This is a genomic window from Undibacterium sp. TC4M20W, assembly GCF_049340245.1.
Classification (GTDB): domain Bacteria; phylum Pseudomonadota; class Gammaproteobacteria; order Burkholderiales; family Burkholderiaceae_D; genus Undibacterium.
The window spans coordinates 300,625-315,558 of the sequence record NZ_JBMPPI010000002.1 but is presented as its reverse complement, the minus strand read 5'-3'; the positions used below and the strand labels follow the sequence as shown (position 1 = coordinate 315,558).

The 14,934-nt window shown below is 51.0% G+C and carries 14 protein-coding genes; 12 read left to right on the top strand and 2 right to left on the bottom strand.

The window, feature by feature from the left end; translation table 11 throughout:
- Nucleotide 1: 1 nt before the first annotated feature.
- From mraY to ACO0LL_RS03890, 10 genes are all read left to right on the top strand, one after another.
- Nucleotides 2-1,171, top strand: coding sequence for a phospho-N-acetylmuramoyl-pentapeptide-transferase (gene mraY / locus ACO0LL_RS03935; RefSeq protein WP_422949576.1), 1,170 nt, complete (start codon nt 2-4; stop codon nt 1,169-1,171).
- Nucleotides 1,172-1,203: 32 nt separating this feature from the next.
- Complete coding sequence (gene murD / locus ACO0LL_RS03930) at nt 1,204-2,709, top strand: UDP-N-acetylmuramoyl-L-alanine--D-glutamate ligase (protein ID WP_422949575.1); 1,506 nt, start codon at nt 1,204-1,206, stop codon at nt 2,707-2,709.
- 83 nt (nt 2,710-2,792) lie between these two features.
- The gene (ftsW, locus tag ACO0LL_RS03925) at nt 2,793-3,926 is read left to right on the top strand and encodes a putative lipid II flippase FtsW (RefSeq protein WP_422949686.1); all 1,134 of its coding nucleotides are present in this window, start codon (nt 2,793-2,795) and stop codon (nt 3,924-3,926) included.
- On the top strand, nt 3,923-5,014 hold the full coding sequence (gene murG / locus ACO0LL_RS03920) for an undecaprenyldiphospho-muramoylpentapeptide beta-N-acetylglucosaminyltransferase (protein ID WP_422949574.1): 1,092 nt from the start codon (nt 3,923-3,925) through the stop codon (nt 5,012-5,014). Before ftsW ends, murG begins: the two co-directional genes overlap by 4 nt.
- On the top strand, nt 5,011-6,396 hold the full coding sequence (gene murC, locus ACO0LL_RS03915) for a UDP-N-acetylmuramate--L-alanine ligase (RefSeq protein WP_422949573.1): 1,386 nt from the start codon (nt 5,011-5,013) through the stop codon (nt 6,394-6,396). Before murG ends, murC begins: the two co-directional genes overlap by 4 nt.
- A 27-nt stretch (nt 6,397-6,423) precedes the next feature.
- Nucleotides 6,424-7,386: a D-alanine--D-alanine ligase gene (locus tag ACO0LL_RS03910; RefSeq protein ID WP_422949572.1), complete on the top strand. Its 963-nt coding sequence runs from the start codon at nt 6,424-6,426 to the stop codon at nt 7,384-7,386.
- 16 nt (nt 7,387-7,402) lie between these two features.
- Nucleotides 7,403-8,194 carry a cell division protein FtsQ/DivIB gene (locus ACO0LL_RS03905; RefSeq protein ID WP_422949571.1) on the top strand — a complete coding sequence of 264 codons (792 nt, stop codon included), beginning with the start codon at nt 7,403-7,405 and terminating at the stop codon, nt 8,192-8,194.
- Nucleotides 8,191-9,423 (top strand): cell division protein FtsA, encoded by a 1,233-nt coding sequence (gene ftsA, locus ACO0LL_RS03900; protein ID WP_110255262.1) that lies wholly within the window; start codon nt 8,191-8,193, stop codon nt 9,421-9,423. The genes ACO0LL_RS03905 and ftsA overlap by 4 nt, the downstream gene beginning before the upstream one ends.
- A gap of 124 nt (nt 9,424-9,547) precedes the next feature.
- On the top strand, nt 9,548-10,747 hold the full coding sequence (gene ftsZ, locus ACO0LL_RS03895; protein WP_422949570.1) for a cell division protein FtsZ: 1,200 nt from the start codon (nt 9,548-9,550) through the stop codon (nt 10,745-10,747).
- Between the two features lie 519 nt (nt 10,748-11,266).
- Complete coding sequence (locus ACO0LL_RS03890) at nt 11,267-11,773, top strand: peroxiredoxin (protein ID WP_110255260.1); 507 nt, start codon at nt 11,267-11,269, stop codon at nt 11,771-11,773.
- Between the two features lie 84 nt (nt 11,774-11,857).
- Here ACO0LL_RS03890 and ACO0LL_RS03885 read toward each other — a convergent pair whose 3' ends face one another.
- On the bottom strand, nt 11,858-12,349 hold the full coding sequence (locus tag ACO0LL_RS03885; protein WP_422949569.1) for a GNAT family N-acetyltransferase: 492 nt from the start codon (nt 12,347-12,349) through the stop codon (nt 11,858-11,860).
- A 71-nt stretch (nt 12,350-12,420) separates the two neighbouring features.
- On the opposite strand from ACO0LL_RS03885, the gene lpxC reads away from it, so the two are divergent.
- Nucleotides 12,421-13,356: a UDP-3-O-acyl-N-acetylglucosamine deacetylase gene (gene lpxC, locus ACO0LL_RS03880; protein WP_422949568.1), complete on the top strand. Its 936-nt coding sequence runs from the start codon at nt 12,421-12,423 to the stop codon at nt 13,354-13,356.
- Nucleotides 13,357-13,392: 36 nt separating this feature from the next.
- Here lpxC and ACO0LL_RS03875 read toward each other — a convergent pair whose 3' ends face one another.
- The gene (locus ACO0LL_RS03875) at nt 13,393-13,773 is read right to left on the bottom strand and encodes a DciA family protein (RefSeq protein ID WP_422949567.1); all 381 of its coding nucleotides are present in this window, start codon (nt 13,771-13,773) and stop codon (nt 13,393-13,395) included.
- Between the two features lie 205 nt (nt 13,774-13,978).
- Between ACO0LL_RS03875 and ACO0LL_RS03870 the strand changes: the two genes are divergently transcribed.
- Entirely contained in the window at nt 13,979-14,932 is a 954-nt protein-coding gene (locus ACO0LL_RS03870) for a M23 family metallopeptidase (RefSeq protein ID WP_422949566.1), read from the top strand.
- Nucleotides 14,933-14,934: the final 2 nt, after the last annotated feature.

Below are 14,934 nucleotides of genomic sequence, written 5' to 3'. Positions count from 1 at the left end.
TATGTTGCTCTGGTTGGCTGAATTGTTAAAGCAGGATATAGGCTGGCTGCGCGTCTTTGGGTTTATTACCTTTCGCGCAGTATTTGCCACGATGACGGCCATCTCCATCGGTATTTTTGCTGGTCCAGCGGTTATCCGTATGTTGACCAGGCTCAAGGTAGGCCAGGCCGTGCGCAGCTATGGCATGGAAACACATCTCGTCAAATCCGGCACGCCAACCATGGGTGGTGTACTGGTCTTGATTTCGATTGGTATCTCCACTTTGTTGTGGGGCGATTTGAGTAACCGTTTTATTTGGGTTGTGATGATAGTCACTCTTGGATATGGCGCAGTAGGCTGGGTTGATGATTATCGCAAGGTGGTGCATAAAGACCCTGAAGGCATGCGCTCCAGGGAAAAATATTTCTGGCAATCGCTGATCGGTCTGATCGCTGCTTTTTATCTGGCATTTTCGGTATCGGCACCAAGTAATTCCAAAGTGCTGGAATTGTTTATCGCCTGGGTACAGTCCGGCTTCAATATGGATTTGCCACCGAAGGCAGATTTGATCGTGCCTTTCTTTAAGACTGTTAGCTATCCCCTCGGTGTCTGGGGTTTTATTGCGTTAACCTACTGTGTCATCGTTGGTACCAGCAATGCGGTGAATTTTACGGATGGTCTGGATGGCTTGGCCATCATGCCTACCATCATGGTCGGTTCTGCCCTGGGCCTGTTTGCTTACCTGACAGGTAATGTGGGTTACTCCAAGTACCTGCTGATACCACATATACCTGGCGCTGGTGAGTTGCTGATTTTCTGTGGTGCGATGGCGGGTGCGGGCCTGGCTTTTCTCTGGTTCAATGCACACCCTGCGCAAGTCTTCATGGGTGACGTCGGTGCACTCGCTTTGGGTGGTGCGCTTGGTACGGTGGCTGTCATTGTCAGGCAAGAAATTGTGTTGTTCATCATGGGCGGTATTTTTGTAGCAGAGACTTTGTCCGTCATGCTGCAAGTCAGTTATTTCAAATACACCAAAAGAAAATATGGCGAAGGTCGCCGCCTGTTGTTGATGGCACCTCTGCATCATCATTTTGAGAAAAAAGGCTGGAAAGAAACCCAGGTTGTCGTACGTTTCTGGATCATCACCATGTTGTTGGTGCTGATAGGTTTGTCTTCACTGAAGTTGCGTTAAATAAGTTACGTTAAAAGATAGATATAGAGTTTATGGATTTTTCAGGTAAACATGTACTGGTTCTGGGCCTGGGTGAAACCGGGCTGGCGATGGCGCAATGGCTGCTGCGCGCTGGTGCGCGCCTGCGTGTTGCCGACACTCGTGAAGCGCCGGACAGATTGCCGCAATTGCAGGCTTTGTCAGATCAGGTGGAATTTATTGGAGGTGCTTTCCCCCCAGCCTTGCTGGACGATGTTGAGTTGATGGCAGTCAGCCCTGGCTTGTCACCTCTGCGCGAATTGCAGGAACTGTTACCAGTAGCTGCTGAAAAAAATATCCCGGTCTGGGGCGAGATAGAGTTGTTTGCACAGGCACTGCAGGCATTGAAAACCGAGCGCGAATACCAGCCTAAAGTCATCGCCATCACTGGCACCAATGGCAAAACCACCGTCACCAGCTTGGTTGGTTTGCTGGTAGAACGTGCCGGTTTGACAGTTAAAGTTGCAGGCAATATCAGCCCGGCGGTACTCGATGTATTGCGTGAGTGCCTGGAGCAAAACAGTCTGCCGCAAGTCTGGGTGCTGGAATTGTCCAGCTTCCAGTTGCATACCACGCACAGCCTGCAAGCCGATGTGGCAACGGTTTTGAATATTACCCAGGATCATCTCGACTGGCATGGCAGCCTGCAGGCGTATTGTGCTGATAAGGCAAAGATTTTTGGTGAGCAGACTTTACAAGTCCTGAACCGTGATGATGCACTCGTCATGTCCATGGCTAAGCCGCTTGGTAATGCTGTCAGCTTTGGTATTGATGCACCCAAGCACCTGGCGGACATGGGCTTGTTGAATGAACATGGCATGGGCTGGCTGGTAGTGGCCAATCCGGCAGAAGATGCACCTGTTGTCACAAATAGCCGTCGCAAGAAAAAAGAAGTAGAGGAAATGCCGGTCATCATCAGCCGCCTGATGCCTACAGATGCCTTGCAAATCCGTGGTCAACATAATGCGGCAAATGCCCTGGCTGCCCTGGCTTTGTGCCGTGGCATAGGTTTGTCATTTGCACCATTACTTCATGGTTTGCGTGATTACAAAGGTGAGCCGCACAGGGTAGAGCAGGTTGCCAATGTAGCCGGCGTTGATTATATCGACGACAGCAAAGGCACCAATGTCGGTGCCACGGTCGCTGCGTTGAAAGGCCTGGGTCAACAATCCGACGCATTGCATAAACGGATTATTTTGATTGCCGGTGGCGAAGGCAAGGGTCAGGATTTCTCTCCTCTGGCTGATCCGGTCGAGCGTTATACCAAGGCCGTCATCCTGATAGGCAAAGCCAAAGAAGAATTGCAACAGGTATTGGCAGTGACGGGGGTGGCCGTGCATGACGTCGCAACGCTGGAAATGGCAGTGCAGGCTGCGGCTGAAATGGCTGCAGATGGCGACATCGTTTTGCTGTCACCAGCTTGCGCCAGTCTGGACATGTTCCGCAATTATGCGCATCGCGCTGCAGTGTTTGTCGATGCCGTGCGTGAAATCGCACTGGCACGCGGGGAGGTTTGCTGATGCGTCAGCTTTTGCTCCCGTTGCAAAGGTGGTCTCCGTTTGGCGCGCCGCCAGCGAGTACCAATCTGGTCAGCAGGTCCAAGATGATGGACTATGACCAGCCTTTGGTGTGGGTGACAATTATCCTGATGCTGTTCGGCATGGTCATGGTGTATTCGGCTTCGATCTCTTTGCCTGATTCACCCAAGTATGCCAATTACAAGAATTCGCATTTTCTGGTACGCCAGGCATTGTTTGTCGCGCTATCTTTGATTGCGGGTGCGCTGGTGTTCCGTATCCCGATTGCGACCTGGCAAAAATATGCGCCTTATTTATTTGTAGCGACCCTGGTATTGCTGGTGGCTGTGTTGATACCTGGTTTGGGTAAAGGCGTGAACGGTGCCAAGCGCTGGTTGTCTTTCAAGGTATTGAATTTGCAGCCATCTGAATTGATGAAGTTGTTCATGGTCTTGTATGCCGCCGACTATACCGTGCGCAAACAGGAATACATGCACAAACTGACCAAGGGTTTTGTGCCCATGCTGGCAGCGGTTGGTATCGTTGGTTTGTTGTTACTGTTGGAACCTGATCTGGGCGCTTTTGGCGTTATTGTTTGTATCGCCATGGGTATCCTGTTTTTGGGTGGCATCAACGGCGTATGGTTCGGTGGCATTGCCGCTACCCTGATTGGTATCTTTACCGCGGTTATTCTGGCATCCCCATGGCGGCGTGAACGTATTTTTGCTTACCTTAGCCCGTTTGAAGAAGATCATGCACTTGGCAAGGCTTATCAACTGACACATTCCCTGATCGCCTTTGGCCGTGGGGAATTGTTTGGTGTGGGCCTCGGTGCCAGTGTGCAAAAACTGCATTATCTGCCAGAAGCGCATACAGATTTTTTACTCGCTGTCATCGGAGAAGAGCTGGGATTCGTTGGTGTCATGGCGGTGGTACTTTTATTTTACTGGTTGCTGAAACGCGCTTTTGAAATCGGCAGGCAAGCGATAGCGCTGGATCAAACTTTTGCTGGTTTGCTGGCCAAGGGTATCGGTATCTGGATAGGTGTGCAGACGTTTATTAATATGGGTGTGAACCTGGGCTTGTTGCCTACCAAGGGGTTGACCCTGCCTTTGATGAGTTATGGTGGTTCTGGTGTCATGATTAATTGTGTAGGTCTGGCGATTTTGTTGCGTGTCGATTATGAAAACCGCGTCTTGATGCGTGGAGGCCGTGCATGAGCCAGTCCATACAAAAAATGCCAAAAAAATTGCTGATTATGGCAGCGGGCACAGGTGGACATATCTTCCCTGGCCTGGCGATAGCCGACATCATGCGCGAACGCGGCTGGCAAGTTAGCTGGCTGGGCACGCAAATTGGTATGGAAGGACAGATAGTCCCCAAACACAATATCGCCATGGACAATATTGATTTCTCTGGCTTGCGTGGCAAGGGTTTATCGCATACGGTCAGCGGTGCTTTCAAGCTGGTCAAGAGTTTCTTTAGCTGCTTTAGCATCATTGGTCGCCGCCAGCCAGATGTGGTCTTGGGCATGGGTGGTTATGTGACCGTGCCTGGTGGCATCATGGCTGCCTTACGCGGTAAGCCAGTTGTGCTCATGAATGCGGATGCTGCCTTGCTGTTGTCGAATAAGGCTTTGCGTCCTTTCGCCAGTAAATTATTGTTTGGTCTGCCATCTGCAACGGTGACTGCGGATAACAAAACTACTGTCATCGGCAACCCTATACGTAAAGAAATTTGCGAATTGCCTGTACCAGCAACACGTTACGCAAATCGCACAGGCCCTTTGCGCATACTGGTGGTCGGTGGCAGTCTGGGTGCCAAAGTATTGAATGATGCTGTACCACAGGCAGTCGCCTTGTTGCCAGAAGGCCAGCGCCCTGTGATTACGCATCAGTCTGGCAAGCAACATATAGAAGCTTTGCGCCAGAGTTATGCGCAGGCAGGTGTGCAGGCAGAAGTACTGGATTTTATCGAAGACATGCCGCGTCGTTATGCAGAGGCTGATCTGGTCATTTGCCGTGCCGGTGCGATTACTGTGTCTGAACTGACTGCTGCTGGCGTGGCCAGCATACTCGTGCCTTTCATGGCGTCGAGTACTTCACACCAAAAAGAAAATGCCATCTGGATGGCAGGGCAAAAAGCCGCCATCCATTTGCCACAAACTGAATTAAGCCCAGCCTTGCTGGCAGAGAAATTAAAAGTACTGGACAGAGCGCAATGCCTGGCGATGGCTGAAACAGCCTACGCCCTGGGGCAGCGCGAAGCCAGTGCCAACATCGCCCATATTCTGGAAGCATTAGCATGAAACACAAAGTCAAACACATCCATTTTGTAGGCATAGGCGGCTCGGGCATGAGCGGTATCGCCGAAGTTTTGTTGAATCTCGGTTACACCATTTCCGGTTCTGATCTTGGCAGCAACGCGGCATCAAAACGGCTGGCGCAACTTGGTGCCAATGTCGTACAAGGTCATGCGGCAGAAAATATTGCCGGCGCAGATGCCGTCGTAACATCGACCGCAGTCAAGGGTGACAACCCTGAAGTTATCGCTGCCCGCGCCAAACATATTCCCATCGTGCCACGCGCAATGATGCTGGCAGAACTCATGCGCTTGAAAAGTGGAATCGCGATTGCCGGTACCCATGGCAAGACCACGACAACCAGCCTGGTTGCCAGTGTCCTGGCGCAAGGTGGCCTGGATCCGACTTTCGTCATTGGCGGTTTGCTTAATAGTGCCGGTGCCAATGCCAAACTGGGTAGTGGCGATTTCATCGTGGCAGAAGCCGATGAATCCGATGCTTCTTTCCTCAATCTCTTGCCGGTTATCGAAGTCATCACCAATATCGATGCTGACCATATGGAAACCTATGGCCATGACTTCGCCCGCTTGAAACAGGCTTTCATCGAATTTACCCAGCGCCTGCCATTCTATGGTGTTGCCGTTTTGTGCCTGGATGATGCGAATGTGCGTGAAATCATGCCTTTTGTATCCAAGCCCATCGTCACTTACGGTTTTCATGCGGATGCTGATGTACGCGCAGTAGATGCTACAGCCGCCAATGGCAAGATGCATTTCACAGTAGTGCAAGATGGCTATGAGAATATGCAGGTCAGCCTGAACCAGCCTGGCATGCACAATGTACAAAACGCCTGCGCCGCGATAGCAATAGCGCGTGAAGTCGGTGTCAGTGATGAAGCAACGCAGAAAGCGCTGAGCGAATTCAACGGCGTAGGCCGTCGTTTTACCCGCTACGGCGAAATCGCTTTGGCCAATGGTGGCACTTTTGCACTGGTCGATGACTATGGTCATCACCCGGTGGAAATGGCAGCGACTCTGGCGGCAGCACGTGGGGCTTATCCAGGCCGCAGGCTGGTGCTGGCTTTCCAGCCGCACCGTTATACCCGTACCCGTGATCTGTTTGAAGACTTCGTCCGTGTGATTTCTGATGCAGATGCAGTGGTGCTGGCAGAAGTCTATGCAGCAGGTGAGGCACCGATACTGGCGGCAGATGGCCGTTCCCTGTCCCGCGCCCTGCGCGTCATGGGCAAGGTAGAGCCGGTATTTGTAGAAGATATTTTGGAAATGCCCGACAGTATTTTGCGGGTATTGAAAGACGGCGATGTAGTCATCGTCATGGGGGCAGGTTCCATCAATGCTGTGCCGGCAAAACTGGCGCAGTCAGTGTAAATGTAGAAAACAAGTGATCAGATCATCATGAGCGAATTGAATTTGAAATCTCTGGGCAAAGTAGGCGTGCTGTTTGGCGGGCGTTCGGCTGAACGTGAAATCTCTCTGATGTCCGGTACTGGCGTACTGCAAGCCTTGAAAAGCAAAGGCATAGATGCCCATGGCTTTGACACGGCAGAACGCAGCATTGCCGAACTGGCCGCAGAAAAATTTGACCGCGTTTTCATTGCCCTGCATGGTCGCTATGGTGAAGACGGCAGCTTGCAAGGTGTGCTGGAGCAATTGAATATTCCTTACACCGGTAGCGGCGTGATGGCATCCGCAATCGCCATGGACAAGATTTTTACCAAACGCATCTGGCAAACCTATGGCCTGAGCACTCCTGCTTATGCTGTGTTGACAGGTCAGACTGAATTACGCCGTGTGCCGGATGAACTGGGTTTGCCATTGATCATCAAGCCGCCACATGAGGGTTCTACAATAGGTATTACCAAGGTAGTTGGTTATTCAGATATGCAGGAGGCCTATGCTTTGGCGGCCCAGTTTGATGAAGTCGTGCTGGCAGAAGAATTTGTCGAAGGCCGTGAACTGACAGTGGCGATTCTTGGTAAGGGCGAGCAGGCGTATGCCTTGCCGATTACAGAAATCGTGGCACCTGATGGTAACTACGATTACCAGAACAAGTATTTTACTGACGATACGCAATACATCTGCCCGGCAGTGCTGGAGCAGGATCTGACGGATGCCATCCGCAAGATGGCTGTCGATGCTTATCGCGCACTGGATTGCGAAGGCTGGGCCAGGGTTGATGTCTTGTTGCGCAAGTCGGATAACAAACCGTTTTTGCTGGAGATTAATACTTCCCCAGGCATGACCGGACATTCGCTGGTACCGATGGCAGCCAAGGCAGTAGGCATCAGTTATGAAGATTTGTGTGTGGAAATTTTGAAGACGGCAAGTTTGAAAATTAAATCTGAACAAAAAAAATAAACGGTAAGAGTAAAAAATGTGGCATGACAGCAAGCTGATGAACAATACCGCGAATGCCCTGTTTGGGCTGGTGCTGTTCATCCTGGTGTTGTCAGGCGTTTGGTGGGTAATACAAAGACCGTTTTTTACTTTGCGTGTGATACGGGTAGAAGCCAGCAGTGCAAGCGGCGACACTGATTTGCGGCATGTGAACACATTGACGATCAGGAACACTGCTTTACCAAAGATCAGGGGTAATTTTTTCACTGCAAACCTGGACGCAGTAAGGACATCTTTCGAAGCAGTGCCGTGGGTACGCAAGGCCAGCGTACAAAGAGAATGGCCGAACAAACTCATCGTCACTCTGGAAGAACATGTGGCGCTGGGTACCTGGGGTGAAAATGGGCAGTTGATTTCTGCCAAGGGGGATGTGTTCACGGCCAACCTGGCCGAGGCCGAGGATGATGCAGATCTGGTAGCCCTGAGTGGGCCAGAGGGTAGTGAAAAAGAAGTGCTGGCGCAGTATATGGAATTTAAAAACTGGTTTGCCAGGATCAGTCTGGCACCGGATGAAGTGAATTACTCCAGTCGTTATGCCTGGAGTCTGAAGTTGAATAATGGCATGCAAGTGCAGTTGGGCAGGGTGCAGGATGCGACAACGCTTAAGAGCAGGGTGGATAAACTGATGACAGTCTATCCACAGCTGCTGGCCAGTTTGCAGGACAGTATTGAAAGTGTGGACATGCGTTATCCGAATGGCCTGGCGCTCAAATCGAGTCACAGTAATCTCGGATCAAAAAAGCAAACAAAAGCAAGTGGAAAGACATGACAAAAGACGCTAAAAATCTGATCGTTGGTCTCGATATCGGCACCTCAAAAATTGTGGCGGTCGTGGCGGAAGTCATGCCTGACGGCAGGCATGAAGTCATCGGCCTGGGCCAGCATGAATCCAAGGGGCTGAAAAAAGGCGTTGTCGTCAATATCGAGGCGACCGTCGAATCCATACAGCGCGCTTTGGAAGAAGCCGAGTTGATGGCTGACTGCAAGATACGCAATGTGTACACCGGGATCGCCGGTAGCCATATCCGCAGCTTTAATTCCAGCGGCATGGTGGCGATCAAGGATAAAGAAGTCACCGCAGCTGACGTTTCGCGCGTGATAGAAACTGCCAAGGCTGTCAATATTCCGACTGACCAGCAATTGCTGCATACCTTGCCGCAAGAATTTATCGTCGATAGCCAGGACGATGTGCGCGAACCGATAGGCATGAGCGGCATACGTCTCGAAGTCAAAGTGCATATCGTTACCGGTGCTGTGTCGGCGGTGCAGAACATCGTCAAGTGTGTGCGCCGTTGCGGCCTCGAAGTATCTGACCTGATCCTGCAACCGATGGCGTCAGCAGAAGCAGTGCTGACCAAGGATGAAAAAGAGCTGGGTGTGGTACTCATCGATATCGGTGGTGGCACGACTGACGTGGCGGTATTCAGCGAAGGTGCGATACGCCATACTGCCGTGATACCGATTGCCGGCGACCAGATCACCAATGATATCGCCATGGCCTTGCGTACGCCGACCTCGGAAGCAGAAGAAATCAAGGTGCGTTTTGGTGTCGCCAAGCAGGTATTGGCTGACCCGTCCGACACGCTGGAAGTGCCCGGCCTGGGTGACCGTGGCCCGCGTTCTTTATCACGCCAGGCTTTAGCCGCAGTGATAGAGCCGCGTGTAGAAGAATTGTTTGCGCTGGTGCACCAGGTGGTGCGTGAATCCGGTTATGAAGATGTACTGTCATCCGGCATCGTTTTGACAGGTGGATCTGCCGCCATGCCGGGCATGGTCGAGATGGCAGAAGACATCTTTTTGAAGCCGACCAGATTAGGTATGCCGGCTTACAGCGGGCAGTTGGCAGATGTCGTGCGCAGCCTGCGTTATGCCACAGTTTTGGGGTTGTTGTTGGAAGCGAAGAAGCAGTATTTGCGCGGTCATCTGGTCACTCGGCAAGAAGGTTCAGCCAAAGCGGTCTGGCAACGCATGAAAGAGTGGTTTTTAGGGAATTTTTAGCTTGTATTTTGTATCTAAATTAGTGTAGTCATTTTATAATAGTTCGATATACAGTTATTAGTCGCTAGTCGTCACACCCCGGTGATGCCTAGCGACTGATAACTGCCTACCTGGAGGAGTCATGATGGAGTTCGATATGGTTGATAACGCCACACAAGGCACCGTAATCAAGGTTGTCGGCGTAGGTGGCGCAGGCGGCAATGCGGTTCAGCACATGATCAACAAAGGCGTGTCCGGCGTTGAGTTCATAGCAGCAAACACAGATGCGCAAGCACTGTTGCAGTCTAAAGCAAACAATGTGATACAGATCGGTGAAACTGGTCTGGGCGCAGGCATGAAACCGGAAGTCGGCCGCAAGCTGGCTGAAGATTCCCGTGCTCGCATCGAAGACGCATTGCGCGGCGCGCACATGGTATTTATCGCTGCAGGTATGGGTGGCGGTACTGGTACTGGTGCTGCTCCCGTAGTTGCGCAAGTCGCCAAGGAATTGGGTGCACTGACCGTGGCAGTGGTTTCCAAACCATTTTCTTACGAAGGTCAGAAGTGCATGGATATCGCCGACGAAGGTCTGGAAGCTTTGTCTCAGCACGTCGATTCCCTCATCATTATTCTCAACGAAAAACTCGAAGAGATTTATGAAGACGACAGCATGATCGAATGGCTGCAACATGCAGATGATGTCTTGAACAATGCCGTAGCCGGTATTGCCGAGATCATCAATGTGCCTGGCCATATCAACGTCGACTTCAATGACGTGAAAACCATCATGGGCGAACAAGGCAAGGCCATGATGGGTACCGCAACTGCTTCCGGCGTTGATCGCGCACGCATCGCCGCCGAACAGGCAGTTGCATCACCACTGCTGGACGGTATCGATTTGTCCGGTGCCCGCGGTGTGTTGGTGAATGTTACAGCCAGCCGTGGTCTTAAAGGTAAAGAGATCAAGGAAGTCATGTCCACTGTGCGTGCTTTCGCTGCACCGGACGCATCGATCGCACAAGGTATCGCTTATGACGACAACATGGGTGACGACATCCGTGTAACGGTAGTTGCAACTGGCCTTGGCCGTGGCAAGAAAAATATCCAGCTGGTGCAAACACCTATGCTGCGTACCGGTACTCACAATGAAACCGTGATGGCCAGCCCTGTCATGACATCTGCCACTATCAGCACTGGTTCTGTAACAGGTTCCGCAGGTTTTGATGGCTTGAGCAAACCTGCAGTATGGCGCCGTGAATCTGCGTCAGAAACAGTACGTGCCCTGGAAAAAAATGGCATGGAAACTTACGATATCCCAGCTTTCCTGCGCAAACAGGCTGACTGATTTATCTGGTTTTTCTGCAGAACGCCAGCTTCTAAGGAGGCTGGCGTTTTTTATTTGGCAGATCGAAAAGCTAGACCAAAAAGCTCACCACAGAGACACAGAGGCACAGAGAAAGGCAAGAGAAATGCTGTGTTTGGTTAGGTATCAGACTTATAGCAAAGATTCTATTTATGGTGAAGACAATACTTAAAAAAACTATTGGTTCGGCGTAGCGCGATATCAAGCACTTATTTCGATTGTTTTTCCTCTTGCTCTTCTCTGTGGTGTAGCAGGGACTTCGCGCTGCATGCCGCGCGCCTGCGTAACGAAGTCTGCTTGCAAGCAGACTTTCCTCCCTCGGTGCCTCAGTGTTGAGAGGTCTTAAGCCTTATCCTTTTAACTTCTGCAAGAAAATTCTAGCTCAGGCATACTTGCGTCCTTCACTGTCGGTGTTGATATGGCTCAAACTTCCTGCTTTTGGCGGAGGCGGCATACAGCAAGGCAATGAATATCCGAATACTTATCTAGGGAGTACATAAAATGACAATCAAGATTGGCGATACCCTGCCTGAAGGCAGCCTGGCAGAATTTATTGAAGTGGAATCAGAAGGATGTTCACTCGGACCAAATACCTTCAAAGTCGCGGACCTGACCAAAGGTAAAACCATTGCTATTTTTGGCCTGCCTGGCGCATATACGCCAACTTGCTCAGCCAAGCATGTGCCTGGCTATGTTGCACTGGCAGCAGATTTGAAAGCCAAGGGCGTTGATGAAATCTGGTGTATCTCCGTCAATGACGCATTCGTCATGGGCGCATGGGGCCGCGATCAAAAATCCACAGGCATCGTACGCATGATGGCTGACGGCAATGCAGATTTCAGCAAAGCGCTGGGCCTGGATGCAGATTTCAGCAAATTCGGTATGGGCACACGTTCCCAGCGTTATTCCCTGCTGGCAGTAGATGGTGTCGTCAAGCAATTGAATATCGAAGAAGGCGGCAAGTTTGAAGTGTCGAACGCAGAAACTCTGCTGGCACAATTGGGCTAATCAGGTTTTCTGATTTGCATCAAGAAAGGCGCTGAGTGCTCACTGAATGCACTGAGCGCCTTTTTTATTGCATACATGTCTGCTTTAGTCTAATGACTTGCACATGATGTGTGACTGCACGCCATAACCCTGGGCAGCATAAAAATCCATGGCATTGCGGTTGAAGTCAAAAACCTCCAGCCTGATTTCCACTGCACCATGTTCACGCGCCCAACTCGTCGCGCCATCCATCAATAATTTTCCTATCCCCAATTTTTGATGTGCATCAGAAACCACGATCGTGCCTACACGGCAGATACGGCGACGGTACAAGAAGGGGATCGTCGTGTTTTCATGCCAGCTCATGGTAATGAAGCCCAGGACGTGATCAGTGTCGCAAGCCAGTAAGGCACAACCAGCGGGGTTTTCAAACGTGCTATGCCAGAACTGGCGGTCTAGTTCGCGATTTGTTTTTTGTACGAAGACCTTAGGGGCAGCGGCGTGGTGCTGGACGTTGATCTGGTCGCTGAGATCACACATGGCATCCAGATCAGTGGCTACAGCGCGGCGGATTTGAATTGTTGTTTTTGTATTCATTTTTAAAATGTGAAACGGCTAATTTTCCTCGCTCCTGCATGGGAAATTGCCTGAAACGCTATAATAGCGCGATGTTAAAGCAAAGAACCATCAAACAAGTCGTGAAAACCGTTGGTGTCGGCCTGCATTCCGGTACCAAGGTTGAACTCGTCATGCGCCCGGCACCAGTTGATACCGGCATTATTTTCACGCGTACAGATTTGAATCCACCCGTAGTTTTGCCTGCCCAGGCTTTGGCCGTGGGCGATACCCGCATGGCTTCGACCTTGTCGAATGAGCATGGCAAGGTATCGACGGTGGAACATTTGCTGTCGGCCTGCGCAGGCCTGGGCATTGATAATCTGTACATTGATGTCAGCGCAGAAGAAATCCCCATCATGGATGGTTCAGCATCATCTTTCGTGTATTTATTGCAGCAGGCTGGCATGCAGGAGCAAGACGCAGCCAAGAAATTTATCCGTGTTTTGAAGCCAGTAGAAATCCGCGAAGGTACCGGCAAGTCCGAGAAATGGGCCAGGCTGGAGCCTTTTAATGGTTTCAAGCTGCATTTCTTTATTGAGTTCAATCACCCGGCAGTTGATGGCACGGTTCAAACGGCGGTAGTTGATTTTGCCAGCGCTACCTTTGTGCAAGATGTCGCCAGGGCGCGAACCTTTGGTTTCATGCAGGATGTGGAGATGCTCAGGGGTATAGGCCTGGCACGTGGAGGCTCCATGGAAAACGCGATTGTCATGGACGAATACCGCATCCTGAATTCAGATGGCCTGCGTTTTGATGATGAATTTGTCCGTCACAAGATACTGGATGCGATTGGCGATTTATACCTGATCGGCCATCCCTTCCTGGCCAGTTATACGGCGCACAAGTCTGGTCATGGCTTGAACAATCAATTATTGCGCGCCTTGCTGGCCCAGCCTGATGCCTATGAAATTGTCAGTTTTGATGATCTGGGCACGGCACCTCCAACTTATGCCACACAAGTAGATAGGGAGTGGGCGCTCGCTTAAAGCTTCGGCTTTGAGCTCATTGGCAGCCTGCTGAAATCAGCTTCCAGAGCGGTGGCGTTGTATCAGGCGGCTAAGTGCTGCCCGCAAATCTGCATTTTGCGGCGTGTCTTCGAGCGCATGTTCCAACTGTCCAAATGCCTGTAAAGCTTTGCCTGAAAATGCTATTTGCTTAACGGCAACAGGCTTCTCAACGACGCGCCTGACTTGTACTTTAATGCGGATTGCGTTAATCTGCCATCCCCGTTCTTGCAAAAATGCTTGCAGTTTCGGGCATTGCTGTTTCAATTTGGTCGCCAGTGCGGCATTCGGCGCGGAAAGCGTCAACTGTCCTTCCGTTACTTGCATAACCTCACAAGAGGCAAATATCGGCGGCAGTATCAGCCCACAGTCTTTTTGCAGCTTCAGATTGCGCTGCACTGTGGGCAGTAGTTGTGAGATTTTCTCGTTGCTGCGCAAAAAGTCAGCGGCTTCGCTGGCACCAGGCACTTTGCGACCGCGTTTAATGTTAACCGGATAGGTAGGGCGTGAGAATGTTGACATGCGCACTACCTTACCACAAACATGACAGGCCAGCTCTCACAAGGAGCGCCAGGCCATCCATCGTTTTCAGAGGAGCATATTGATGCAAATCATTTTGATGCACTCCCGTTTTACCCAGGCAAAGTCTGTGACTTTGTCTTCCCGCCACGTGGTTCTTGGTTTATTTGCATTTCTGCTTGTCATTACTTTCTGTGCCGCTTTGATGGCTGCCATGACTCTTAAACTGGCCAGCGCCGATTTGCCGCTCTTGCGTGACTTAGTACCAGTGACTGCAACGAGTAATGATACTGGCAATAAAGACAAGTTCATGAAAGAAAACCTGGCTGCGATGGCAGCCAAGCTGGGTGAAATGCAGGCACAACTAATACGTCTGGACGCACTTGGTGAGCGGGTACAGGGCCTGGCAGGCGTCAAGCCAGAAGAATTCAATTTCAAGGAAATGCCGGGTCGTGGTGGCCCTGAAGTCTCTACCCAGCCAGCGCAAGAATTGAACTTGGCCGAGTTCCAAGCGGCTCTCGCAGCCATGTCCGTGGACATAGAACACCGTTCGGATTATATGAATGTGGTGGAAACCAAGCTCATGGGCTTCAAGGTGCAATCCAAGCTCTTACCAACCATACAACCCGTTAATGTTGCTTATAATGCATCTGGTTTTGGTTGGAGGCTTGACCCCTTTTCTGGCCGCAGTGCCTTTCATGAGGGTATAGATTTCTCGGGACCTACCGGTACCCACATCGTTGCAGCAGCTGGCGGCGTCGTGGTGGCGGCAGAATATCATCCACAATTTGGCAATATGGTGGAAATTGATCATGGTGGCGAGATCATGACCCGTTATGCCCATTCTTCCAAAATTCATGTCAAGCTGGGTGATATCGTCAAGCGTGGGCAACACATCGCGGACATTGGTTCAACTGGCCGCTCAACCGGTGCGCATTTGCATTTTGAGGTACATGTCAAAGGCGTGCCACAAAATCCCCATAAATTCTTGTCTGCAGGGGCTAATCAAGCCAATCTTGCTGCCGTGAACCAGAAATAACT

Bases quoted from the DNA above. Each gene is read 5' to 3' on its own strand.
- lpxC (WP_422949568.1), top strand. From the start codon at position 12,421: ATGTTAAAGCAAAGAACCATCAAACAAGTCGTGAAAACCGTTGGTGTC.
- ftsW (WP_422949686.1), top strand. From the start codon at position 2,793: ATGATGGACTATGACCAGCCTTTGGTGTGGGTGACAATTATCCTGATG.
- mraY (WP_422949576.1), top strand. From the start codon at position 2: ATGTTGCTCTGGTTGGCTGAATTGTTAAAGCAGGATATAGGCTGGCTG.
- ACO0LL_RS03910 (WP_422949572.1), top strand. From the start codon at position 6,424: ATGAGCGAATTGAATTTGAAATCTCTGGGCAAAGTAGGCGTGCTGTTT.
- ftsA (WP_110255262.1), top strand. From the start codon at position 8,191: ATGACAAAAGACGCTAAAAATCTGATCGTTGGTCTCGATATCGGCACC.
- murG (WP_422949574.1), top strand. From the start codon at position 3,923: ATGAGCCAGTCCATACAAAAAATGCCAAAAAAATTGCTGATTATGGCA.
- ACO0LL_RS03890 (WP_110255260.1), top strand. From the start codon at position 11,267: ATGACAATCAAGATTGGCGATACCCTGCCTGAAGGCAGCCTGGCAGAA.
- ACO0LL_RS03905 (WP_422949571.1), top strand. From the start codon at position 7,403: ATGTGGCATGACAGCAAGCTGATGAACAATACCGCGAATGCCCTGTTT.
- ACO0LL_RS03885 (WP_422949569.1), bottom strand. From the start codon at position 12,349: ATGAATACAAAAACAACAATTCAAATCCGCCGCGCTGTAGCCACTGAT.
- ACO0LL_RS03870 (WP_422949566.1), top strand. From the start codon at position 13,979: ATGCAAATCATTTTGATGCACTCCCGTTTTACCCAGGCAAAGTCTGTG.
- murC (WP_422949573.1), top strand. From the start codon at position 5,011: ATGAAACACAAAGTCAAACACATCCATTTTGTAGGCATAGGCGGCTCG.
- ftsZ (WP_422949570.1), top strand. From the start codon at position 9,548: ATGGAGTTCGATATGGTTGATAACGCCACACAAGGCACCGTAATCAAG.
- murD (WP_422949575.1), top strand. From the start codon at position 1,204: ATGGATTTTTCAGGTAAACATGTACTGGTTCTGGGCCTGGGTGAAACC.